Source organism: Aerococcaceae bacterium DSM 111021 (assembly GCA_020112395.1).
Taxonomy (GTDB): Bacteria; Bacillota; Bacilli; order Lactobacillales; family Aerococcaceae; genus Ruoffia.
In genome coordinates this window covers 184,651-208,157 of the sequence record JACCEK010000001.1, presented here as the reverse complement: position 1 = coordinate 208,157, position 23,507 = coordinate 184,651, and the positions used below count along the sequence as shown (strand labels likewise).

Sequence of the window (23,507 nt, the reverse complement as noted above, 5' to 3'; positions counted from 1 at the left end):
CAATTAATGACAACGTTCCGTAAATTTGATATTCTTATATTAATGAAAAGCTTTTCAAAGGAGACAATTATGAAATTAGATAACATTATATCAGAGCCTTTACGCATTCTTCAAGGAGATCGCATTCCAGAAGCCTATTCAGTTAATCATCACCGAAACCAGGTGAACTTGCATGCGGTGGCTTATCCCATTAATACTCAAGAAGTTGTGAGCTTAGTCAAATACGCTAATGAGTATGATTTGGCCATTATAACTTATGGAGCAAATACAGGTTTATCTGAAGCTACATCAGCATTTGGTGGTGAACTTGTTATTGATTTAAGTAAAATGAATAACATCATTGATTTTAACTTAGATACAATGACATTGGTTGTTGAACCAGGTGTAACTAACGGTGAAGTGCAACAATTTGTTGAGTCAAAAGGTTATTTCTATCCACCAGATCCTGGTGCAAAACATGGGTCAATTGGCGGGAACGTCGCTACAAACGCCGGTGGAATGCGTGCAGTAAAATACGGTACTACACGAGACTATGTTCGAAAAATGGAAATTGTCTTAGCTAACGGAGACGTTATTGAAACTGGAAGTATTGCGATTAAAAATAGCTCTGGTTATAACTTAAATCATCTATTCATTGGTTCAGAAGGAACTCTAGGTATTATTACTAAAGTTTATTTAAAAGTCATTCCTTTACCAAAATTTAAGCAATCTTATATCGCAGCATTCCCATCTTTAGATAACGCCGCTGAAGCTGTATTATCTATTTTACGAAATGGTTTAGATATTACAGCAGTTGAATTCTTTGAACAACGTGCTATTGCTTTTAGTGAACAACTTCTAGATAAGACATTCCCAAGTAAAAAAGGCGTTGCGTATTTACTAATGACTTTTGATGGCATGCATGAAATAATTATACATGAAGAAGCTAAGCGTTTAGAAAAGCTAACGAATGAACATAATGCTGAAGAGTTTTTAATTCTTTCAGAAGAAGATAGTCTGACAGCTTGGAATCTCAGAGATAATATATTGGCGGGTATTTTATCAATATCTGAACAAGAACCGTTAGATTACTCTGTACCAGTTAATGAATTTGTTAACTTTTTCAAATACACACATGAAGTTGAAGCCAATAGTGGATTAAACTTCATTAGTTTTGGACATGCTGGTGACGGCAATATTCACTCTTCTATCTTACGAGGTGAACTGAGTGAAGATGAGTGGCAAGCAAAAAAACACGAAATTTTAACAAACTTATACGAATATGTATCTCAAGTTGGCGGCCTACCTTCTGCAGAGCATGGTATTGGTTTAGTTAAGAAACCATACTATAAACAAGTGATGAGTATTGAGTATCTTAACTATTTAAAACAAATTAAACTTGCTTTTGATCCAAATAATCGATTAAACCCAGGTAAAATTTTTGATTAAAAGCGAATAAAAACATACGAATACTAAAAAAATTAGCACCTTAAGACGTAATCTTTAAGGTGCTAATTAATATATAATTGCTTTATTTACACTTATTTAGCAACAGGCACTAGCTGGCCCATTTCAACAAGTTTATTTTTTACTAATTCAACGACTACTTCCGCATCATCAGGATTATTAACAACATCGTATTTATCGATATCGATTCTTAAAACTTGAGATGCATGATAATGATTATCCACCCAATCATTATAACCACTCCAAAGTGCCTCATAATAATTAACTAAGTTAATATCTTGCTCAAATTCTCGCCCTCGAATTCCGATTCTTTTTAAGATAGTTTCAAATGAACCTGTTAAGTAAATCATTAAATCAGGCGCTTTTTTAGGTAACTCATCTAATTCTTCCAGCATATTTGTTAGTAATTTTTCATAAATACTAAATTCAATATCTGATATACGACCTAAGTCGTTGTTTACCTTAGCAAAGTACCAATCCTCGTAAATCGAACGATCTAATACATTATTACGGTGTACAAGCGCCTCCTTAATACTATAAAAACGGCTATTTAAAAATTCTAACTGTAATAAAAATGGATATCTTTTTAATTCTTGTTCCTCTTCTGATGCAGTGTAAAATAACGGAAGTATTTCGTTATCATCTACATTTTCATAAAAAATATCTGAACCAAGTGCATTTCCAATTAATTTCGCAACACTTGTCTTCCCAGCACCAATCATTCCTCCAACAACTATAATTGCCATCGACTCCTCTCCTTTTATACTACTCTAAAAAACATCATATTGCGCTCTTTTTTATAGATTACCACTATATATTGTGTTTTAAAGACAAGTATATAAATTCTGCGTAAACGCACCTATGAAACTATACAGAATTTCAATCGTCGATTCAAGTTAATTCTTACACATAAAATTCGAAGACTTCTACAATTTTCTTTTGTAAATGTTGGTATTTCCCTTTGCCTTTATACATTTGGAATGCTTGTACAGCTTTTTGATCTGATTCATCCGGGTAGACATCATTAACATATGGATTATCTTTTAAAATTTCTTCTAGATGTTCCTTTCCAATTTTTCTAACCGAACCGCTGATACGTACAACTTCGATACCTTCTTCTGACTTAGCCATACCAGTAATTGAAACAGATGAAGTCCCTTCTAATTGTTGATAAAAGTCTGTCTTTGGAGATGTCATGAAAAAGATTCCATTTTCATTTCCCACCCCGACATTGATATAGCGCGATTGAGGTAAGCCGTCTTTGTCAACAGTTGAAAAAACAGCTGCTCCAATTTCATCTTGTAATAAAGCTAAATATTTTTTGTATTCCATTTTTTGCCTCCAAATAAGTTTATATTTCCATAATATTATAATCAGTTACCGTGATTGGATAAGTGCTCTCAACGAATCGAAATAAATCTTCTAAATGGCTCCGTCCCAATTTACTATTATTTGTTACGACTGCAAAAGCAAGCTCACTTTGGTTTAAAACATCATGAAAAGCAATTTCTGCCACTGATACTTTAAATCTAACTTGACTCTTTTGAATAATACTTTTTACAACACGTCGTTTATCTTTTAGCGAATAAGCATCATCAATTAACAAAGTAATTGAAAGTACAAAAACGTGCATAAACATCCCTACCTTACATAATTATTTGATATTTTTATTGTGTCTGCTTATGAATTTTAAATAAGTAAAAACGAAATAAATCATATCATTCAAAATACATGATTCATCTCGTTATTTTATAATATTACCAGACACGGTACCCAATGTTAGTAATTAACAAACCATTCTGAATATCCCAACGACAGTATTGAATATAAACCATATCGTCGCCATTCCCGTAATATGCTAAATCGGGCATATAATCATCACCATAAAATTGTTTTTGTTGATTTTCATGTAAGAATTCAATCGTTTGTGTTATTTCATAGCCTTTACTTAATCCGTCCTTATCAGTAATTACAACTTCAGTACCTACATCTAATAACCCTTGATCCGCTAAAGGATTAAAAACCCCCGTGCCCGATAGATCATAGTAATGTCCAAAAAAAGTATTAATATTATCTTGACCGACGTACGCTACTAAATTTTCATTTAAAGTTTCATTCAAATCATCAAAATCAGAACCAAAACCACTGTTTCCACGCATATCCTCAAAAGGAAATTCATATCCATCGACGCTCAACATTTCCTTAGTATACCCTTTATCAGTACCCTCTTCAGTTAGTTCTTTGATATCATCTAAATTATAATCTGTTGGCAAAACAGGTTCATGGATAACTGCATCTTCCACGTCATCTGGTTTAATGCTATTATTATTTTCTTCTTTGCCACTCTCTTTTTCTTCAATCGATGAATCACTTTGAGCAAATACTACAGAATTTTGAGTGTAAAACCCAGAGTAAGGAACAAGTGTTGCTAGTATTGATGTTAATAATAAAAATCGTTTAATAAAAATCACCCCAAAATTAGTCTTTTACTCATATTATAACGGAAAGTATCTAATATATTCCTAAATATATTATAAATTTACGTTAATATTTTCAGTTTTTAGGTAACTTGACTCGTGCTACACTTAATGACCTTAATGTCGGTGTTTTTTTGTATTGATGCTCCTCCATCTTTATTAAAATATCATTAAGCAGTAAAACCGACTCTGACATATATGACCCTTTGTTTAACATAACACATTCAGCACGACTACCTTCTGCAGCATCGGTCACTTCCGCTCGAGAAGGTATCCCTTCATCCAACATAGAAGCAAGTACTTCAGTACCCCAAATGACAGGTGTATCACTCGCTTCACAAATCCATAGAATTTCTTGTTGTAATTCTGCTAGTCTAACGTACCCACTTTCTACGGCCAAGTCTCCACGTGCAATCATCACTGAAACTGGGTTTCTACTTCCAGCCTTCAGTATTACTTCCGGTAAATTATTCATTGCTTGGACTGTTTCAATTTTTAGCGTTAAGGGAATTTCGCTCAGTGGTCGATTAGCAACTAGTTCAATTTCTTTTTGAATTTCTTCAATGTCATCTGTTGTTCGAATAAATGAACACCCAATCATATCCGCGTGTTCAACAGCAAATTTAATTGCTTTTCTGTCTGCATCAGTTATCACATCGATATCAAACTCTGTTGTAGGGAAATTTAGCCCCTTTTCAGCTTTTATTCTAACTGATCCACCTCTTACTCGCTTAACAACTAATATAGCTTCTTTCTCGCCTATTTCTTTAGCTTCGAGCTCAATCGAGCCATCATCAATTAATATAGGATCGGAGATAGATAATTTACTGAATATTTGTGGAATACTACATCCAACCGTCACCTTCACGTCATCATCTAGTGTGGGTAACTTCTTATAGTCTCTCGTCATCCTTACTAAATCACCCACTTTAACTTTAGGTTTTTTGAATTTGGTAAATACCCAATCTGTTCTAATTTTTGGTCCCGCAATATCCATTAAAATTTTTACTTTTCTACCTAATTCATTGGCTACTTCATGTATATTTTCAATAATTGCTTGCCATACTTCTTCATCATCATGAGCTGCATTAATACGCGCTACATTCATTCCACTTTTAATTAAATCTTGTAGTAAACTTTTGTCAGTAGAAGCTTCGGTAGGCATTGTTACCATAATACGCGTATTTCTTTTATTGGGAGCATCCCCAAAAAACATTTGAGTATTTTGAGCTAATCGATTACGACCTGCTGTTGAATGCTTTAAAGAAGGCTCTTCAATTGCCATATCTTCACCAATTGCATTACCTAAACGTCTAATGACAGATTCGAGTGTAAAAAGCGTTCTGGATTCTAATCTCCCGAGACTGGAAAGTCCCCAAGAAGACAAGTCTAATTGTAATTTACGAATATCTCTTCGGCGTAAAGCAAGGTAAGCCATTAAATTATGAGCACTCTCTCGAAACTCCTCACGTTCTAAAATTTTATCTATTGTTCCAAATTGTTCATCTGATTCTTTCTTTACTTGTTGATATAATTCAAATAATTCATTATACAATTGTGTTTGTTCTTCTATGCTAGAGTAATTCATTTGTTCACCTCGTGATATATTATTGTTAAAGTCATTATATCAACATTTACAAAGATTTGAAAACGTTACCTCTTATTATTGGAATACTTACCAAATTAATTAATAAGCAGACAATTAGCGATAATTAACCACAATCTTTTAATTTGTATAAACCCAAACCAACTCACCTATTTGCTAAACTAATTTAAACATTAAGATGTCATCGATATATATAATTATCTATTTTAAAATATTTTATTTTTTATTCCTTATTCAATAAAACCTAATGAAACATTAATGAATACAGCAAAAAAGCACTGCATTTTGCAGTGCTTTTTTGCTTGGCTTAAACTTATTGATCCAAGTATTTATTTGTTAATGAAACATTTTGCCCCCGGTCATAACCATCATGGTAAGCATGAGTGTTTCGACTTAATTCTGGCTGTTTAAAGGCAAGAGAACCGTTAATCTCTTGATTGAACTTATCTACAACATCTTGAGGTGTTTGAATAATTAGAGCGAATTTTTCATTGTCATCGGCCATTTCTTCTCTTTGTTTCGCAAACTTATGGTCCAAGCCGTCCATAAATCCTTGGTAATATGATTTTCGAATTTGAGCTTGGGCTTGTGTGGATTCTTCAACGTTATCTTTGATATGAACACCAGCATAATGCTTCATCGACTCAGCCGCTAAAAAAAACACTTCGTAAGCTAATTCTACATCCTCAGGATAGCCCATCAAAACAAGTTTTCTTTGGACGCTTTTTTGATGGGGAAGACGATTACTTTGAACGTAAAACATCACTCTGAAGTTTTCAGCAATTATTTTCACTAAAACTTTCTCCCACCAATATAATCGTTTATACACGGAAATTGATTTAATGATAATTTCTTGCTGTCCGCCTTCGTTTAATTCATCTTGTGAAATTTTGTACTTCAGCATTAATTTCTGGGCCATTAATAAGGCTGTTTGACTCTCCTCGTCATTACCACCATCTTCAGCTAATGATAATAAATTACGTATTTTATCGAGAATTTTATCATTGATTGACACATTAATACCCCCTTGTTATGGCAATATAAGTAATTTTACCATATTTTATTGCATAATATAAATACTATGCCTTGGTTTAACGTAAAGTTCGTATAATTTCTTCAAATCTTTCCGGTAATTCAGTTGTGAAAGTCATTTCCTCACCTGTAGTTGGATGGATAAAATGAAGTGATTGAGCATGCAGGAATTGACCATCATCTAAGCGAGCAAGCTGACCTTTCATTTGACCAACACCTTGACGATATAATGGATCACCAACAATTGGATGCTCGATAAACTCAAAATGAACACGAATTTGATGGGTACGTCCCGTTTTTAACTCCACTTTAACCAGTGTATTATGAGCAAATGTCTCTAATACTTCAAAGTGGGTTAACGCATATTTACCGCCATGATCAGTTGTAAATTTAACTCGATTATTTGGATCACGCTTAATTGGCGCTTCAATAATTCCAGTTGGCGTTTCGATAATATCATTCACTAAAGCAATATAGCTGCGTCCCATAGAATGGTCTTCCAGTTGTTCACTTAATTTTTGGTGTGCAACATTGTTTTTTGCAACAACAATCAACCCAGACGTATCTTTGTCAATTCTATGAACAATTCCAGGACGAACAACCTCACTGCTTTCAGAAAGATTGTCACCTAAGTAGAATATCAATGCATTAACTAATGTTCCAGTGTAATGTCCTTTTGATGGATGAACGACCATATTTACAGGTTTATTGATAACCAATACATCGCTGTCTTCATAAACAATATCTAAAGGTATATCCTCTGGTAATATATCTATTTGCTCCTCTTCCGGAATTGTTACTTCGATAGTTTCACTACCATTTAATTTATAATTAGCTTTTTGATGAACTCCATCAACAGTAATATGTTGGTTCTTTAATAATTTTTGAATAGTAGAGCGACTAAAAGTCTCATCCGAAAGTAAATCGACTAATACTTTGTCTAAGCGTCCTATTTCTCCTTCTAATTCAAACTTTTTTACTTCTTTAATATTTGTCATTATAAAACATCCTCTGTATTTTCAAAAAATAATATTACTATGATTAGTAATATGACACCAGCAGTCAGCGCAGCGTCAGCAACATTGAATATGGGAAAATCAATAAACTTGAGTCTGAACATGTCAATAACGTATCCAATACGGACACGATCAATAAAGTTTCCAAGCGCTCCACCAAGTATTAAACCATAACTCAATCGAGTTACAAAATGGTGATCTCGATTCTTAATAATTAGATAAATAATGTAGGTCGCAGCCAAAACAGTTATAATCAGAAAGAAATTTATTCTACCTGAGAACAATCCCCAACCTGCACCATCATTTCGTAAATAGAAAAAATCAAATACATTTGGAATCCCTTCAGCTGATTCTCCTACTTGTAAATTTGTTACGGTCAAAAACTTGACAATTTGATCAAAAATAATCAACAATATAGCGATGAAAAATGATAAAAACATAGATACTCCTTGCTTTTAGGTTCTAAATATCGAATAATATTTGAATTGCTAATAGTGTTATTATATACTAATCAAAGTAAAATTTAAATTTATTATTTTTTTAAACAATTTAAAATATATTTAAGGAGATTCTATGAAACATTTGAATAAATCTATAATACTCTTGTTTACCACACTATTTATTGCAGGCTGTAATAACTCAGTAGAAAGAACTGACAGAACAGTCAGTCTTGTCCAAGAGAATGTCACTAGTATCGTCAATGAATTAACTGAAATCCAACTAGCTGAAGGGAATATTCAAGCTGAATTTGAAAACACTATCGCGAATGCGAGTGATGATTTGTCATACTTTGCCAACAACGATTCACCTATTCAACAAAATATTCAGCGCCGACAAGAACACTTAACGAAATTAGAAGAAGTTCGTTCGGAATTGGATACTTTAATAGAGGAATTCTCTAATCAAGTTGACAAAAGTCCACTACCCGCAGATCAAGTAACGAATCAAATTACACAGTTACAAGGACTATCGCAAGAAATAACAACCTATATAACTGATTATCGTGACACCATTGAAACAGAGTCAATCGTATATAAATCTATCGCAAATCCAGAAACAGATTACACATCTTTCTTTGCTGTGTTTGACAGTGTTTCAAAATTACATACAACCAATAAAATTAATTTAGAACGAATTTTAGGTTACTTTGAACCCATCAATGCGCAATTAATTAATTTTAAAGTATATTTAGCTAATTTACAAGAATCAAATTAGCAGTTTGTAATAAAGATAAGAGGAGTTATTAATATGTCCAACCATATAATTAAAAAAGTCAATACAATTACCAAAGCATTTGTATTACTTTTAATTTCAGTTTTTGTTTTAACAAGTTGCCAACAAACTAACACTGCTGAACAAGAAGAACCACAGTACTTTACTTTGCCTGAAGTTACTCCAAAGTATGATAGTGAAACAATATCTGAATTCAATAATCGTGTTGCAACAAATGACACAAATAGATATGAAGGCTTAGTTATTCCTAACCGACCACTGCTAACTCAACCAGATCAATTACCTTCTACACTTTTCTACGATAGTGGTGTAACAATTCCTTATCCAGAAGATGGAGTTAAAGGTGTATACTTGACTGCAGAAAATGTTGCCGATGAAGAATACTTCAATTATATAATTGATTATATTAACCAAACCGAACTAAACGCTGTTGTTATCGACTTTAAAGATGATTGGGGGAATGTTATTCCTCCTATCGAAACGGATAATGAAGATGTTCAAAAGAATGTACTTGGATCTGTAGACTATTCAGAGGCTTTACGTGTACTAGAAGAAAATGAGATTTATCCAATCGCCCGTATTACAACCTTTAAAGATAATTTGTTAGCGGAAGCTCGACCTGATTTATCTTTTATGGATACAACAACGGGTGAAACTTGGTCTGATGGTAACAGTTCTAAATTCATTAATCCATTTAGTCAAGAAGCTTGGGACTACGTCCTAACAATCGCTGAAGAAGCGGCTAAGTTAGGCTTTAAAGATATTCAATTTGATTATATCCGTTTCCCAGAAGGTTTTGAAACCTTCCATGCACAATTAGACTATGAAATTGGTGATTATTCAGTATTTGAATCCGATATTCCTGAAGAACAAGGTTATGAACGTGTTGCAGCTATTAATGACTTCTTAACTTATGCCGATAATCGTCTGACTCCTTATGGAGTTGAAATTAGTGCTGATATCTTCGGTTATACTGCCGTAGCTGGAGATGCTCCAGATGTTCGTGGTATTGGTCAAAACTTTGCTCAAATGGCTGAACGAGTTGATGTTGTATCGTCAATGATTTATCCATCTCACTGGAGTGAAGGATTCTTCGGCTTTGATTTTCCAGATTATTACCCTTACGAATTTACAGATGCATATATTAATGAAGAACTCTATGTCTTGGATACAGTTCAAAACAACGTAGTTTCTAGACCGTGGTTACAAGATTTCACTATGTATATGCAATATGGACCTAATGAAGTGCAAGGCCAAATTAATGCTCTTGCTGAAAATGGCATTCATGAATTTTTACTTTGGAATGCTAGTGGTGAGTACACACAAGGTGTTGACTATGCACCAGATGTAGACTCTACTATAGCTTCTGAATAATCAAAAAAGCAAACTAGCCCTAAAGCTAGTTTGCTTTTTTTGTCTTATATTCAATTTAAAAAGTACTCCATTAAAAATGATACATTGTTTCTATTGGAATCGATACTCCAAAATCTAAAAGCACAATGTATGCTTGTCTTATAGGCTTATTAAATGCTGTTGTAAGTGCTTTTGAATATAGACTTATTTGGAAGCGGTATTTATTTATTATTTGTTCTATCTGTTCTTCTTTTGACATATTAGCATAAGGTTTATACCTATCTGTTTTATAGTCATAAATAACTATATCTTCATCAAATTCAATAAAATTATCAATAACACCGTGAATTAATAATTGATCTTGAGATAATTCTTTAATATTTTCAGCATCAATATTTCTTTCAAATAATTTTAATGCTGGCGTTAAGTATGAAAATGCTTGTTCTTTTTTTACTCTTTCAGCATGCTTGATGGTGAATTGACCTAAGTCACTTTCAATGAAAGTAATGACACTATCATAATTTATCAATTTAGCTAGTTGATCACTAATATGTTCATCATCCACTAAGTTCTGACTGGTTTTGAGTAATATTTTTTCAATTTCAATACGATTCTTTCCATGTAGAGAAGAGAAATCTAGCTGTTGCAGTAAGAAATGGGTTGCACTCCCTATTTCTGCATAATTTAGCTCTTTAGATAGATTATCAACGAACTTAGGTGCTTCAAACGTGTCTTCCGTATAACGTATTCCTTGTATTGTTGAAGAGTCCTTTTGTCGCTCTTGCTTTTTATTTTCACCAGATTTACCAGTTCGGTCAGAGAAATACTCAATTTTATCAATTCGTGGCTCTTCATACAATCGTTTTAATTCAGATACAGATTGATAACTGGAAGTATTGGTTGCTAACTCGTAAGTATACCTATGGTTGAATAATTGATTCATATGATTATATATTTGATAATCATGTAATTTATTCAAGTCTACACGGCTAATCTGTTTTGCTAAACTTGGTTTCTGTGAATAATTAGTTGGGATTTGATATTGAATTTGTTGCTCTTTAAGACTATTAATATTAATAAATTCAATATTTACTTGTGATAACTCAAATTCTGCTAATGATAATTCAGTATTTTCCTTAGATAGTGCTTGTCGAATCCAATCCAACCAACTCGCTGCACTTTGTCTATCTTGTAAAGCGACCATCTTCATTTTTTTGTCGCTTTTATCTTGCGTATCCTCTTGTTTATCATGCCACTGTTCTTCATTTTTTACCGTTCCGACAATAATTAATTTTTGTTCACACCTCGTTAAAGCAACATATAATTTACGCATTTCTTCTGCTTTTAACATATTTTCTTTTTCGATTTTAAATGCGTATTTTGTAAATGAATCAAACTTAATTCGGTTATCATGATCATAATAGTCTGAACTAATACCAAAGTGTTTTGATGCTATATATGCCTTCGTTCTTGCATCTTGTAAATTGAATTTTTTAGCGGTATCCATAATGTAAACAATCGGGAATTCCAACCCTTTACTAGCATGCACGGTCATTAATCTGACGAAATTTTGTTCTGAGTCAAGTAGAACTGGCTCCGCTAAGTCATTTTGCTGTTGCATAACCTTTTCAATATATCTGATAAAGCCAAAAACACCTTTATATTGGCTTTGTTCAAATTCACGTGCTTTCTCGTAAAGTGCATGTAAATTCGCCTCACGTTGGACACCGTTATTTAACCCTGCAACATAATCTAAAAATGTTGTTTCTTGATAAATAGCCCAAATTAAATCCACTAATGAGATTCGTTTTGATAAGTCATTCCAATGTGAGAGTTGTTTAAAGAATCGATCAAGTTTCTGAAATATTTCTGTCTCAACTCGTTGACTATCACTATCATTAAGATAAGCCATCACTGCCTCATAGAATAATCCATTGGGTGAATGAATTCGAATCTTGCTTAACGCCTCATCATCCAATTGAACAAAATATGAACGTAGGATGGCAACCAAAGGAATATCCTGCAAGGGATTGTCAATTAATTTTAATAGAGCCAACATTAATTGAACTTCTTGCCTTTGGAAATAATTCTCAACTTTTTGAGCATAAATAGGCACTTCATAACTTTCTAATATTCTTTGCGCAATAAGAAACGGCTTTCTTGTTGGTGTTAGAATAACAAAGTCTGAAAATGTAACTGGTCTTTGTTGTTTTAACTTTTTATCATAAATTAAGTAACCTTCCGTAATCTTATTTCGGATGTCTTGAGCAATAATATGACTTTCTGCTTCTAAAGATGTATCAGCAAGTGCGATGTCGTCACTTATAGATTCATCCATTTCGTCACTACTTTGATTTTCTTTTTCAAATAATAACAATTGAATATTAAAATCATTATGTGGTGCTTTAGGTTGAAATGATTTATTTCCTGTCGTTAATGATTCTGCTTTTCCGTATTCGATTTCTCCAAAATCTTTATCCATTATACGTTCAAATACGAAGTTCGTGAATTGCAACACTTCATCTCTAGAACGATAATTTTTATCAAGTATGATCAATTCGCTTTCCTCTGAATGAGCATAGTTTAGGTATCGATTTAAAAATAAACTTGGTTCAGCCATTCTAAAGCCATAAATCGATTGCTTAACATCCCCTACCATAAATAAGTTCTTATTCAATTCTACTCTTGTTTCATGCGATAAGAAGTATAAAATATCATTTTGAATATCGTTAATATCTTGATATTCATCAATCATAATTTCTTTAAACTTATCATGGTAGAATTGTGCTGCTGAACTGATTTGGCGTTGTTCATTTTCCCTATTTAGTGGTGCTAGTATATCTAGTGCAAAGTGTTCCAAATCATTATAGTCAATCATGTTAATCGATGTTTTATGGTCTGATAAGCGTTCCATAAATAACAATGCTAATTGTGATAATGCTTGAATTATTTGACCTAATTCTTCTTCAACTTGTATTGTTAGTGGATAATCGTACGTGAAAATCGGTTTTATATTTTTAGTTAAAATTTCTTTTGCTTCATCACGCAAAGCTTTCATTTCACTAACTATCTCAAAATCATCAGAAGTCTTCTTATTAGCTTTCCATGTTCCAAACCGAATTGAGCTTGCATGAGAAAATAATTGTTCAAGTTTGTTTTCTCTCACCAATTCGTATAAAGCATTTGCCTGTTGGAGTTCTTCACTTAATATCGGTTCATACTTCACATTTGCCTCATCAGAGATGGAACGTGTCATATCTGTTGCTTCTTCTAATAACTTTATAGCTTGAATGGCATTTGTTTCAATAACAGTTTGTATAGTTTGTTTATATAATGTACTACTTTTAAAATCTTTGAAATTTTCACTGGCACGATTCGCATTTGAAAGCCATAAAGTAGGATTCGTCTGCGAACGAGCAAATTTATAAATTTCTATGATAGTATTAAATAAATCCTCATCAGATCGAATATTTCCATAACGCGCTAACAGTGATTGATACACTGGTGGTGTTATATACCTTGTATCTTCAGCTGGATCATAAATGGCAGCAATCATTTCATCCCAAACATCCTGATATATAAGTTGCACTTGAGTTTGATCAGTAATTAATGAAAAGTTTGGATTAAAATCGATTAAATAAAAGAAATTTTGAATAATTTCTAAACAAAACGAATGCAGTGTTTGGATATTGGCTTTAGGTAAAAGTGATAATTGATGAATTAAGCGTCTTTGCTCATCTGGTTCTAGTGTTTCATTCACCGCTTCTTTTAATCTATTTTCCATTCTTTCTTTCATTTCATTCGCTGCTGCTTCAGTAAATGTTACGACTAGTAATTCATCAACATTCGCAAAACCTTGTAAAATATGGTTAAAAATTCGTTCAATTAAAACCGTTGTTTTCCCTGAACCGGCTGATGCAGATACAAGAATATTTTTTCCCTTAAGTTGTATTGCTTGCCACTGCTCATCATTGAAGTTTGAATTTATCGGTTTAGGTTCAATATTATGCATCTTTATTTTCACCACTTTCATCTAGTTCTAATTGCATTTGTTGAATGACACTTTTTTTATTCAATGTTTTTTCTCGGTAAGCTTGATAGTTTTCAGTTGAATCAAAACCACTAATCACTCTGTATTCTGGTTGCAATGATGTCGTAAATTGGTTCTCTTTGAATGGTTTTAATTCAATCATCCCAGTTTGAATTTGATTTGCAGCTTGTCTAAATTTTAAGTGTACGTAATTTAAGATAATATCTAATTCTTCTTCGCTAAATACATGACTATATGCATTATAAGCTCCACCTTTTTTAAATTTAACAGGGTAAATTAAACTATTATTAGTTAATTCAATACTCGTATCAATGCGTGTTAATTGCTCTTCATCAACGCTCACAAATCCATTGAATGTATTTTCCGCTAATTGTAACTCTTCCATAACTTCAAAATTCTCAGGCATTTCTTTTTCTTTATAGGCTAAATATGAATGGATTAATGGTTGATAAAAAGCACCAAAAGCTTTGGTTCCTGTATAGTTTTTCAAAGCTACACTCAAATATGTCAACACTTGTAAATCCAATCCATAATACGTATCCAAAATATTGAAATCTTTTTTCCCAGATTTATAATCAACTATTTGTAAAAATGTTTGTTCCATCGTGTCGGCAGTATCGACTCTATCAATTTTTCCGCTTATACTTAATTGTCCCCCACTGTTTAATGGATAAATAAAGCTTTTTAGTTGTCCGTCCGACGGTGAGATACCAAATACCGCTTCAGATTGAATCGATTTCATTTTTGTTCGTTGTTGTTGAGCTTGGGTAAATTTAATAAAGCGTAATAACTGCTGATCCATTTGAGTTTTAATTGCATTAAACTTAGCGTGACTAAACATAATGTTAAATCGCTCGTCTTTTTCTAGGTTACTTTTTACTAAATTATATAACTGAGAGAGTTCATTGTTACTCACTTCCCTTAGATCTAACTTTTGTTCTATTATTAATCTAGTAAAGGAATCTAAGAAGTCATGGAAATAATCTCCCGAACGAGTATAATCTAATTCAAATAATTTGCGTTCTTTAATCCGCAAACCATGTAATAAGAAATGGCTAAATGGATCTTGATAATATTGTTCTATCTTTGAAACCGAAGCATTAATATTTTTTCCGAATAATTTTATCGCTATTTCAGGCGAAATATTTTTCGGTAGTTCATTAAACTTCACGACTGCATCAACCAAAGATTCTAATGATTGACTCGTATCTTTTTCGGTTCCATTGTAATTATCCATAGCTAGGAAAACTTGTTTATGAATATCACTTAAATGACCTTTACCTTGAGTTAAATAATGAGATATTTGAAGTAGTAAATTTTGTTCCATTCCATACTTACCGAAAGTACTTGTATGTAAATTATCTAATTCACTGACTAAATCATGAGTAAATGTATATGTTGGTAATTTTAAGTATTGGATCAACTGTAAAATATAAGGACTTATTTGCATATTTTGATTATTTACACTTGTTGCATAACTAATGTAAATTCGATCAGACGCATTTAGTAATAATTGATACGTTAATAATAATTCTTGGCTATATTGTTGTTCATTTAATTTCATTAGATATTGATGCGGAAGTAAATCCTTTTGTAACAAATCTCGTGACGCTTCGTCTAGCAATGAATGTGTTTGTCTATTAATTGGTAAAGTTTTATCATCTACACCTATATAGAAAGCAACTTTAAATGGTTGAACCTGAGGACTTTCCATACTAGATAGTGCAACTTGATCAAGTGTAGCTGGAATAATGTGGTAACTTGATTCACATAACCCAGCAATTAATAATTCAACAAATAAAGTATACGAAATAGTTTGATCTTTATAGAGCTCATTAAATTCATCCAATAAATCAACAAAAACTCGCCACACCTGTTCATCACGACGTGATGATTCTACTTCCCCAGTTTCAATCGCCAAATCACGCTGTTCTATAAATTGATCGCGAATTCCTAAGTCGATAATTAATTGATACAGCCAAGCACCAGCCTGTTGACCAGTCATTGGTTTTTCCCAGGCTTTAAATGATTTATTTACATCAGAAATCAACCAATTTCTCCATGCTTCGGCTAATTCTTTTAATGTAAGATGCGACCTATTCTTTCCAATATGCATAACACGTTTGTCTTCATCTTCAAAGTGCCAGTGAAAGCTAGGTTGAAACATTCGATAGCCAAAATAACCATTCGCTAAAATAATATTCTCAAAGTAATTTACTTGTTGATCTTTTATTAGATTCCGTTCTTCAATCGACTCTTTTGCTAAAAAATTTGGCATAATTAATCCTGATTTTAAAAAGCCCATAATATCATCATACTTCCATTGGTATAACTTTAAATTCAATAGACTTTCTAATAAAATAACAAACGGATGTTGATTCATTTTAGCAACATTATCTATAAATATAGGTATGTTATTCGCATCAAAATACGGTTTAACAATAACTTGATATCGATCGAAATCTCTCGTCATTACGACAATATCTTGATAACGGTAGCCTTCATTAGCTACTAAATAGTGAATTTGATTGCTGACGTGACGAATTTCAGTTTGAATCGTGTCAGTTTGCCATACTTCGATTGGTGGACTTAGATACTTAGTTTTATCCTCATTTATACTCGCACCAATTTCTTGAATATTTTTAAATAAAGTTGCTGTTGTTAATAAATCAACTTGAATGGTATGTGTTGGTTGATTCACATCCCAATCCGGTGCAACCTTTATTTGATTAAATTGTGCTAATGCTTTAACTTGGTGGTAAGTATAGCGTATAGAGTCCAGAATCGGCTGATATGTCTGGCTGTTAGCTAGAGAATGAGTAATAGGTAAAGTTAGCCACACTTCCTTGAAAGAGGCTGAAAGTTGCATCAAAAGGCTCATCTGTTGGGCATTAAAATAATAATAATGATCGATAACCGCGTAATGATTCTCATAATCATGGTTACTAGCAATATATTCTTCAAGCTGTTGTAAAGTGCTATACTGAGAAACATCCAACAATTCAATTCTCTCTATAAATTTTGAATAAATTAATTGTAACTCATTTACTTTTTGTTGCTCCAAATTAGGAATAAATTGTTCTGATCCATCACCTTTAATTTCAATTGTTATACGTGTTAAATCTTCAGGTTTAATATTCCCTTCGATTAGCTCATTAAATAGTACTAATAATTTCTCTATAAAACCTTGATGATTAATTTGACCTCGTAACACAATCAAATCATCTTTCAATTCACTTAATAACTGTCTAATCAACATAGTTAACCCTACATCAGATATAGATTGCTGATTGGTACTCTGTGGTCGAATCATAAACCAAGCTAAACGAGTAAAACTCACAACTTGTAAATCCATCATCGCAGCCTCTGATTGACCATTAATTTCTTCAATTGAATTTAAAACAAATGTTTCCATATCAAACTTCAAGTGATCAGGGACAATATAGTAGATCGTTGCTTTTGGATTCGTATCGAGAATTTGTATTAGTTTTTCAATAATAACTCTTTTTTTATTTACTGAAAGATCTCCAGTTATAATTTGTAAAGCCATTCTATTCCCCTTTCAATAAACTATATATCATTCTGAGTTAATTCGTACTCTATTAAAAGACGGAAATTTACCAATAAAGAATGGTAAAATTTCCGTTTTCTAATTTATTCATTTATTTTTTTAAAAAACAACTCTTTATTTACAATGGCCCTTTTATGATTGGCTGTACTAATTACTTTGCCATCAACTGAAGCACTAAGTGAAAAACTGAGTATGTTTTCATTGCGGTCGGTTATTTCAGCATCAATTTTAACAATCTTGCCTACAGATGTTGGTGATAAATGTTTCATAACTATTTCAATTCCCACTGTGGTTTCGACTGCCTGTGTTAAAGGTTCACATAATGTATAAGACACATTCTCCATCCAAGCGATTAAGCTAGGTGTTGATAAGACCTCTAGTCCTCCAGAACCAATGGATATTGCTGTCGCATCTTCTTTCACTATGAATTCTTTAGTTAATGTCTTCATTGTTATATCACTACTCCAATAAATTACTTTGCATTTAGTTCAATAATTTTAACAATAACATTTGTTGCTTTCTCCATTGTTTCAACTGAAACAAACTCAAAGCGTCCATGCATATTCTCTCCACCTGCAAAAATATTAGGTGTTGGAATTCCCATGAAACTAATTTTCGAGCCATCTGTTCCCCCACGAATAGGATAAATTTTTGGTTGAATATTCAATGTTTCCATTGCATTTTGAGCTAAATCAACAGGTGTCATATCTTTTTCGATTATTTCACCCATATTATAATACTGATCATACATATCAAGCTCTAGAGGTTTTGATGGGTAATTATCATTAATCTTATTAACTACTTCTTGTATAAATGCTTTTCTGTCTTCAAATAGTTTACGATCATGATCCCGAATTATCATTCTTAATACGGCTTCATCAACGGTTCCTTCTACATCAGAAACATGATAAAAACCTTCTCGTTCTTCCGTATGTTCCGGAACTTCAAGTGCTGGTAATTCATTCATAAATTCATTCATAATTGTAACGGCATTTAACATCTTTCCTTTTGCAGTACCAGGATGAATATTCTTTCCTGTAATTGTAATTGTTGCTCCTGCTGCATTAAAACTTTCAAATTCTAATTCACCCGCAGGGCCTCCATCCATTGTATAAGCAAAATCAACACCAAAACCTTTAGCATCAAAATGATCTGCTCCACGGCCAATTTCTTCATCTGGACCAAATGCTACACGTACTTTCCCATGTTCGATTTCTGGATGATTGATTAAATATTCAACCGCTGTTACAATCTCAGCTATTCCAGCCTTGTCATCTGCCCCCAATAATGTAGTTCCATCTGTTGTAATTAATGTTTCACCAATGTATTTATTTAAATTCGGAAAATCTATTGGATCCATTACAATATCTTCAGTAGCGTTTAAAGTGATTGCAGAACCATCATAATTCACAACTACATTTGGTTGAACATTTTCCGAATTAAAGTCGGCTGTATCAACATGTGCTATAAAACCAATTGAAGGTACTTCTTTAGTCGTGTTTGAAGGCAATGTCGCAGTAACGAATGCATTATTCGGATTAAGCTCTACATCTTCTAGACCAATTTCTTTTAATTCCTCAACTAATAAATTTAATAAATCAAATTGCTTTTCGGTTGATGGAATCGTCTCACTAAATACATCAGAACGTGTATCAATTTTCGCATATCTAATTAATCTCTCTTTAGTTTTTTCAAAAATACTCATATAATCACCTTTCTATTCGTACGTAAATGGATTTGTATTGGTATTACTTTCAACGACTTCTATCTCCCAATTATTCTGAGTAGCAAGGTCTTTGATAACCATTGCCATCTTCTCTTTGAAAATGTGTTCAACATAATGTCCGCTGTCGATTGTTAATATATCATTCTCATAAGCGTCTTGTCCTTTATGAAATGTTATATCTCCAGTTATAAAAACATCAGCTTCTTCTACCAAAGCTGCCGAAATCGAATCAAATGATGCCCCACCTACTATAGCTACTCGTTGATAGTTATTTTTAGGTGTACTTTCAATCAGAGTTAAATTCGTTGTGTTTAATTTTTCTTTTGTATAAGAAATTATTTCCTTACGATTTAATTTTTTTGGTAAATTTCCTACACGACCAAGTCCAGTTTGACCGTCTTCTGATGACTCAAGTTCTTTAATATCCTCTAACTCTAATGCATTCGCAAGCCAATCATTCATACCATTTGGTGCTTTATCTAGATTGGTATGTAATGCATAAATATTAATATCATTTTTTATAATTTCAGTATACATTCTAAGATCCACTGTTGAATTGTCGAATCTCTGGATTGGGCTAAAAAGAATAGGATGGTGAACAATTATCGTGTCTACTCCACGTTCTATTGCTTCTGCAACAACATTTGGCCGAACATCAAGTGTTGTCATAATCTTCTCAATTTTTGCCTCTGAATGGCCAAAATGAAGCCCAACTTGATCCCAATCCTCAGCAAGCTCAATTGGATACAAATTATCTAAACTATCCATTAAATCTTTCAATTGAATAATTTGCTTACTCATTTGTTAACACTTCCTTAATTAGTTGATATTTAAGTTCCAACTCTTCAAGTTTATCACTATTGTGTCTTGAGGCAAGTTTAATGGATTTAATAATTTGTTCCGTGTTTTTAAGCTCACTTTCCCACTTCAAAAAAAACTCTTTAGACTGATTTTTATAATTAATCGGGCCGAATAAAAGTTCTTTATCACTTAATGCTTGCTTGTTTATTTCTGGATTATGCTTCGCTACGATAATCTCATAACTATGTTTATGTTCTTGGACAATGTCTTCATCAATAATATGGTAATTATTTTGGATTAACCAACTTCGTAATTGTGGTTCGGCAACATTAGGTTGTAACACCAATGTATGACCTGAAACTAGCTTGCTTACACCAGAATTTAGTATATTACGAATCAATACACCGCCCATTCCACATATTGTTGCCATATTGATTAAATCATTCAAATTGACAACCTCAAAGCCGTCACCGAAGCGTACATCAATAGAATCCTCCAGGCCTTGCAATCTAACTTCTTTTTTAGCCGTTACAAACGGGCCCTCAACCACTTCTCCAGCAATTCCATATTCAATAACGTTGTTTAAAACGAGATTGCATGGTAAATATGCATGATCACTTCCAATATCTGTTAATCGAATTGGTTTCTGTCCGTATTTTTTCACAAATTGAGCGACTCTTTCAAGTCTAGTAGATAATGTATTTGAATTCATATTTTCCCTCTTAACTTATAGATAATACTTAAATTCTATCACTAAAATACAATTTAATTAAGCTATTTATTATATTCTATAATAAATAATTAAACTAACTCTATGTACAAAAATAAACGACTAGTATATTGAGCTAGTCGTTTAAAAATTATATTTGTTTTCCTTTTTTTAATTTCCATAATCTTTTGTCATTTTTCGAGCAATTTGAGAGATAGTAAAGTTTACAATAAAGTATATTAATGCGAGTAAACCATATAAGACGAATACTTGAGAAGTCGCTGTATACCGGCCCATTAAAATATTGGCTTTCCCTAATAATTCCTGCATCGCTAAAACTGACCAAAGGAAACTCGTGTCTTTTATAACAGTAACAAATTGCGACATGATTGCAGGCAACATATTACGAATGGCTTGTGGTAGAATAATGTGCCACATCACTTGTGATTTAACTAAGCCTTGAGATTCTGCCGCTTCTATCTCACCCTTAGAAACACTATTCAATCCACCCCGTATAATTTCCGCTAGCGCAGCTGTAGTGAATATTGTAAAACTCGCAACACCGGCATCAAGCGATCTCAATCGAAAAATTAAAAAAATTACGAAGATCCATAATATATTAGGTACATTTCTGACAATCTCAATATAAATAACAGCTATCCACTTCAGTAAACCTCTTTCTTGATTACGCATAATAGCTAATATCGTACCAAAGATAGAACTTAAAAATATCGAAATTGCTGATATGTAAATTGTAAGATATAGCCCATTTAAAAGGAATATCATATTATTAAATGTAAATAATTCTTGCATTTGTTCCATAAAAGTCATACGAATCCTCCTTTAACGTGTATATGCTTTCTTATTCTTCTCTTCCAAACGCACAGATAACTGAGTGAGAGGGAAACAAAGAAGAAAGTAGAGAAATGCTGCAAATGCAAAAGCTGGTACATAATGTAAGTTCATCGACGACCAACTATTAGCAGTAAACATTATATCTGCTCCAGAGATAATAGCGATTGCTGATGTATTCTTGATTAAATTTACAACTTGATTCGTTAATGGTGGTAACATCATTCTAAAGGCTTGTGGTAATACTATAAACCACATACTTTCCCAAAATGAAAATCCTTGAGACAAAGCCGCTTCCATCTGTCCTTTTGGAACAGAACCAATTCCAGATCTAATAACTTCTGCAATATAAGCTGCATGATAGAGTCCTACACATATAATACCGATAACATATGTATCTAGAACAATTCCAACCATTGGTAATCCGTAATATACAAAAAATATTTGAATTAATAATGGTGTATTCTGAAATATTTCCACATAAACACGCGTGAAAAAAGATAAAATCTTACTTCTTGATGACGAACTAATTCCAAGAATAGTTCCTAATAAAAAAGCAAAAATTAATGCACTAATTGAAATCCCTATAGTATAAAGAAAGGATTGCATAAAAAGTGGTATATCTTCAATAAGATCTCCCCAACGATGTAATGCAAATGGACCTTCTTGTAACCAAGAGATACCTGTCAACAACAACATGCTTTCCCTCCTCGTGAAAAAACAACAATCTAATAATTTAAAGATGTGTGACACACATATCTACATACGTATGTCACACACTTGATTTTTTATATAAATTTATGGTTATTCACTGTCAGAGCTAGTTGCTTGTACTCCATTTGCTTCTAGTAATTCAGCAATTGTACCATCTTCTAACCAACCTGCAATTAATTCATTTAAGTAATTATGTAATTCGTCATTACTTAATTTAGTTGCAATACCATACTCTTGTGGTGAGAATCCGATGTCTAAAATTTGGCTATTATCATCAACATAACCAGCTAAGATTGATTTATCTACTGACATAGCATCTATACGTTTAGATGTTAGAGCTGTTTTTAATTCTGGATAAGTAGCTAATTCACTAAATTTAACAGTAACACCCTGATCATCCGCTTCAGCTTGTACTAAATCTTTAGTTGTTGCACTTTGTGGTACACCAATTGTTTTACCTTCTAATCCAGCAAAATCAGTAATCCCATCTTCAGTTCGAACTAAAAAGCCAACTTCATCAATAAAATATGGTTCTGTAAAGTTATACGTTTCTTTACGTTCTTCAGTAATAGTAAACGTAGCAATTACAGCATCAACTTCACCGTTATCTAGTAAAGGTCCACGAGTTTTTGGCGTCACTCCAGTAAAGGCAATATTATCTGCACTACCTGTTATCTCTTCAGCAATTAATCTTGCTAAATCAATTTCAAAGCCTTCGTGCTCTGTTGTGTCAGGATTTAAAAAGCCAAAATGAGGTACGTCTTCTTTAATTCCAACTTTAAATACTCCAGCATCTTTAATAGCTTGTACTTGAGCTGGTAATTCTTCTTGTGCAAAAACAGTTGCTGGAGCCAATCCACCTAATAGAGTTGTTCCTAGTAATGATAATGATAATATACTTTTCTTCCAATTTTTCATTG

General features: G+C 32.7%; 20 protein-coding genes. 3 read left to right on the top strand and 17 right to left on the bottom strand.

The window, feature by feature from the left end:
- The first annotated feature begins 69 nt into the window (after positions 1–69).
- Positions 70–1,428: an FAD-binding oxidoreductase gene (locus HYQ40_01000; GenBank protein ID MBZ6526334.1), complete on the top strand. Its 1,359-nt coding sequence runs from the start codon at positions 70–72 to the stop codon at positions 1,426–1,428.
- A gap of 92 nt (positions 1,429–1,520) precedes the next feature.
- Here HYQ40_01000 and HYQ40_00995 read toward each other — a convergent pair whose 3' ends face one another.
- The 8 genes from HYQ40_00995 to HYQ40_00960 form a co-directional block, all read right to left on the bottom strand.
- Positions 1,521–2,192, bottom strand: coding sequence for a deoxynucleoside kinase (locus HYQ40_00995; GenBank protein ID MBZ6526333.1), 672 nt, complete (start codon positions 2,190–2,192; stop codon positions 1,521–1,523).
- A gap of 157 nt (positions 2,193–2,349) precedes the next feature.
- Entirely contained in the window at positions 2,350–2,778 is a 429-nt protein-coding gene (locus tag HYQ40_00990; protein MBZ6526332.1) for a pyridoxamine 5'-phosphate oxidase family protein, read from the bottom strand.
- A 19-nt stretch (positions 2,779–2,797) separates the two neighbouring features.
- The gene (locus HYQ40_00985; GenBank protein ID MBZ6526331.1) at positions 2,798–3,079 is read right to left on the bottom strand and encodes a DUF503 domain-containing protein; all 282 of its coding nucleotides are present in this window, start codon (positions 3,077–3,079) and stop codon (positions 2,798–2,800) included.
- A gap of 124 nt (positions 3,080–3,203) precedes the next feature.
- Positions 3,204–3,917, bottom strand: a complete 714-nt coding sequence (locus HYQ40_00980) for a hypothetical protein (GenBank protein MBZ6526330.1) — start codon at positions 3,915–3,917, stop codon at positions 3,204–3,206.
- Positions 3,918–3,999: 82 nt separating this feature from the next.
- Entirely contained in the window at positions 4,000–5,511 is a 1,512-nt protein-coding gene (locus HYQ40_00975; GenBank protein ID MBZ6526329.1) for a hypothetical protein, read from the bottom strand.
- Positions 5,512–5,842: 331 nt separating this feature from the next.
- Entirely contained in the window at positions 5,843–6,544 is a 702-nt protein-coding gene (locus HYQ40_00970) for a DUF2786 domain-containing protein (GenBank protein MBZ6526328.1), read from the bottom strand.
- 76 nt (positions 6,545–6,620) lie between these two features.
- Complete coding sequence (locus HYQ40_00965) at positions 6,621–7,559, bottom strand: RluA family pseudouridine synthase (GenBank protein MBZ6526327.1); 939 nt, start codon at positions 7,557–7,559, stop codon at positions 6,621–6,623.
- Positions 7,559–8,017, bottom strand: a complete 459-nt coding sequence (locus HYQ40_00960) for a signal peptidase II (protein MBZ6526326.1) — start codon at positions 8,015–8,017, stop codon at positions 7,559–7,561. The genes HYQ40_00965 and HYQ40_00960 overlap by 1 nt, the downstream gene beginning before the upstream one ends.
- A gap of 133 nt (positions 8,018–8,150) precedes the next feature.
- Between HYQ40_00960 and HYQ40_00955 the strand changes: the two genes are divergently transcribed.
- Both HYQ40_00955 and HYQ40_00950 read left to right on the top strand, forming a co-directional pair.
- Positions 8,151–8,792, top strand: a complete 642-nt coding sequence (locus HYQ40_00955) for a YkyA family protein (protein ID MBZ6526325.1) — start codon at positions 8,151–8,153, stop codon at positions 8,790–8,792.
- Positions 8,793–8,825: 33 nt separating this feature from the next.
- Positions 8,826–10,184 carry a putative glycoside hydrolase gene (locus HYQ40_00950; protein MBZ6526324.1) on the top strand — a complete coding sequence of 453 codons (1,359 nt, stop codon included), beginning with the start codon at positions 8,826–8,828 and terminating at the stop codon, positions 10,182–10,184.
- 70 nt (positions 10,185–10,254) lie between these two features.
- Here the strand turns inward: HYQ40_00950 and addA are convergent, their stop codons facing one another.
- The 9 genes from addA to HYQ40_00905 all read right to left on the bottom strand — a co-directional run bounded on the left by addA (position 10,255) and on the right by HYQ40_00905 (position 23,505).
- Positions 10,255–14,175, bottom strand: coding sequence for a helicase-exonuclease AddAB subunit AddA (addA, locus tag HYQ40_00945; GenBank protein ID MBZ6526323.1), 3,921 nt, complete (start codon positions 14,173–14,175; stop codon positions 10,255–10,257).
- Positions 14,168–17,764: a PD-(D/E)XK nuclease family protein gene (locus HYQ40_00940; protein ID MBZ6526322.1), complete on the bottom strand. Its 3,597-nt coding sequence runs from the start codon at positions 17,762–17,764 to the stop codon at positions 14,168–14,170. The genes addA and HYQ40_00940 overlap by 8 nt, the downstream gene beginning before the upstream one ends.
- Before the next feature lie 104 nt (positions 17,765–17,868).
- Positions 17,869–18,234, bottom strand: coding sequence for a thioesterase family protein (locus HYQ40_00935; protein MBZ6526321.1), 366 nt, complete (start codon positions 18,232–18,234; stop codon positions 17,869–17,871).
- Between the two features lie 23 nt (positions 18,235–18,257).
- On the bottom strand, positions 18,258–19,490 hold the full coding sequence (gene pepT, locus HYQ40_00930) for a peptidase T (protein MBZ6526320.1): 1,233 nt from the start codon (positions 19,488–19,490) through the stop codon (positions 18,258–18,260).
- A 12-nt stretch (positions 19,491–19,502) separates the two neighbouring features.
- The gene (locus HYQ40_00925) at positions 19,503–20,312 is read right to left on the bottom strand and encodes a Nif3-like dinuclear metal center hexameric protein (protein ID MBZ6526319.1); all 810 of its coding nucleotides are present in this window, start codon (positions 20,310–20,312) and stop codon (positions 19,503–19,505) included.
- Positions 20,305–21,024 (bottom strand): tRNA (adenine(22)-N(1))-methyltransferase TrmK, encoded by a 720-nt coding sequence (locus HYQ40_00920; GenBank protein ID MBZ6526318.1) that lies wholly within the window; start codon positions 21,022–21,024, stop codon positions 20,305–20,307. The genes HYQ40_00925 and HYQ40_00920 overlap by 8 nt, the downstream gene beginning before the upstream one ends.
- Positions 21,025–21,192: 168 nt before the next feature.
- Positions 21,193–21,834 carry an amino acid ABC transporter permease gene (locus HYQ40_00915; protein MBZ6526317.1) on the bottom strand — a complete coding sequence of 214 codons (642 nt, stop codon included), beginning with the start codon at positions 21,832–21,834 and terminating at the stop codon, positions 21,193–21,195.
- 30 nt (positions 21,835–21,864) lie between these two features.
- Positions 21,865–22,572, bottom strand: a complete 708-nt coding sequence (locus HYQ40_00910) for an amino acid ABC transporter permease (GenBank protein MBZ6526316.1) — start codon at positions 22,570–22,572, stop codon at positions 21,865–21,867.
- 105 nt (positions 22,573–22,677) lie between these two features.
- Positions 22,678–23,505, bottom strand: coding sequence for a transporter substrate-binding domain-containing protein (locus HYQ40_00905; GenBank protein ID MBZ6526315.1), 828 nt, complete (start codon positions 23,503–23,505; stop codon positions 22,678–22,680).
- Between the last annotated feature and the right edge of the window lie 2 nt (positions 23,506–23,507).

Excerpts from the sequence above, each read along its gene's own strand:
- HYQ40_00950 (MBZ6526324.1), top strand. The coding sequence starts at position 8,826 with ATGTCCAACCATATAATTAAAAAAGTCAATACAATTACCAAAGCATTT.
- pepT (MBZ6526320.1), bottom strand. The coding sequence starts at position 19,490 with ATGAGTATTTTTGAAAAAACTAAAGAGAGATTAATTAGATATGCGAAA.
- HYQ40_00915 (MBZ6526317.1), bottom strand. The coding sequence starts at position 21,834 with ATGCAAGAATTATTTACATTTAATAATATGATATTCCTTTTAAATGGG.
- HYQ40_00995 (MBZ6526333.1), bottom strand. The coding sequence starts at position 2,192 with ATGGCAATTATAGTTGTTGGAGGAATGATTGGTGCTGGGAAGACAAGT.
- HYQ40_00965 (MBZ6526327.1), bottom strand. The coding sequence starts at position 7,559 with ATGACAAATATTAAAGAAGTAAAAAAGTTTGAATTAGAAGGAGAAATA.
- HYQ40_00955 (MBZ6526325.1), top strand. The coding sequence starts at position 8,151 with ATGAAACATTTGAATAAATCTATAATACTCTTGTTTACCACACTATTT.
- HYQ40_00920 (MBZ6526318.1), bottom strand. The coding sequence starts at position 21,024 with ATGAATTCAAATACATTATCTACTAGACTTGAAAGAGTCGCTCAATTT.
- HYQ40_00960 (MBZ6526326.1), bottom strand. The coding sequence starts at position 8,017 with ATGTTTTTATCATTTTTCATCGCTATATTGTTGATTATTTTTGATCAA.
- HYQ40_00990 (MBZ6526332.1), bottom strand. The coding sequence starts at position 2,778 with ATGGAATACAAAAAATATTTAGCTTTATTACAAGATGAAATTGGAGCA.
- HYQ40_00940 (MBZ6526322.1), bottom strand. The coding sequence starts at position 17,764 with ATGGCTTTACAAATTATAACTGGAGATCTTTCAGTAAATAAAAAAAGA.
- HYQ40_00975 (MBZ6526329.1), bottom strand. The coding sequence starts at position 5,511 with ATGAATTACTCTAGCATAGAAGAACAAACACAATTGTATAATGAATTA.
- HYQ40_00925 (MBZ6526319.1), bottom strand. The coding sequence starts at position 20,312 with ATGAGTAAGCAAATTATTCAATTGAAAGATTTAATGGATAGTTTAGAT.
- HYQ40_01000 (MBZ6526334.1), top strand. The coding sequence starts at position 70 with ATGAAATTAGATAACATTATATCAGAGCCTTTACGCATTCTTCAAGGA.
- HYQ40_00910 (MBZ6526316.1), bottom strand. The coding sequence starts at position 22,572 with ATGTTGTTGTTGACAGGTATCTCTTGGTTACAAGAAGGTCCATTTGCA.
- addA (MBZ6526323.1), bottom strand. The coding sequence starts at position 14,175 with ATGCATAATATTGAACCTAAACCGATAAATTCAAACTTCAATGATGAG.
- HYQ40_00905 (MBZ6526315.1), bottom strand. The coding sequence starts at position 23,505 with ATGAAAAATTGGAAGAAAAGTATATTATCATTATCATTACTAGGAACA.
- HYQ40_00935 (MBZ6526321.1), bottom strand. The coding sequence starts at position 18,234 with ATGAAGACATTAACTAAAGAATTCATAGTGAAAGAAGATGCGACAGCA.
- HYQ40_00985 (MBZ6526331.1), bottom strand. The coding sequence starts at position 3,079 with ATGCACGTTTTTGTACTTTCAATTACTTTGTTAATTGATGATGCTTAT.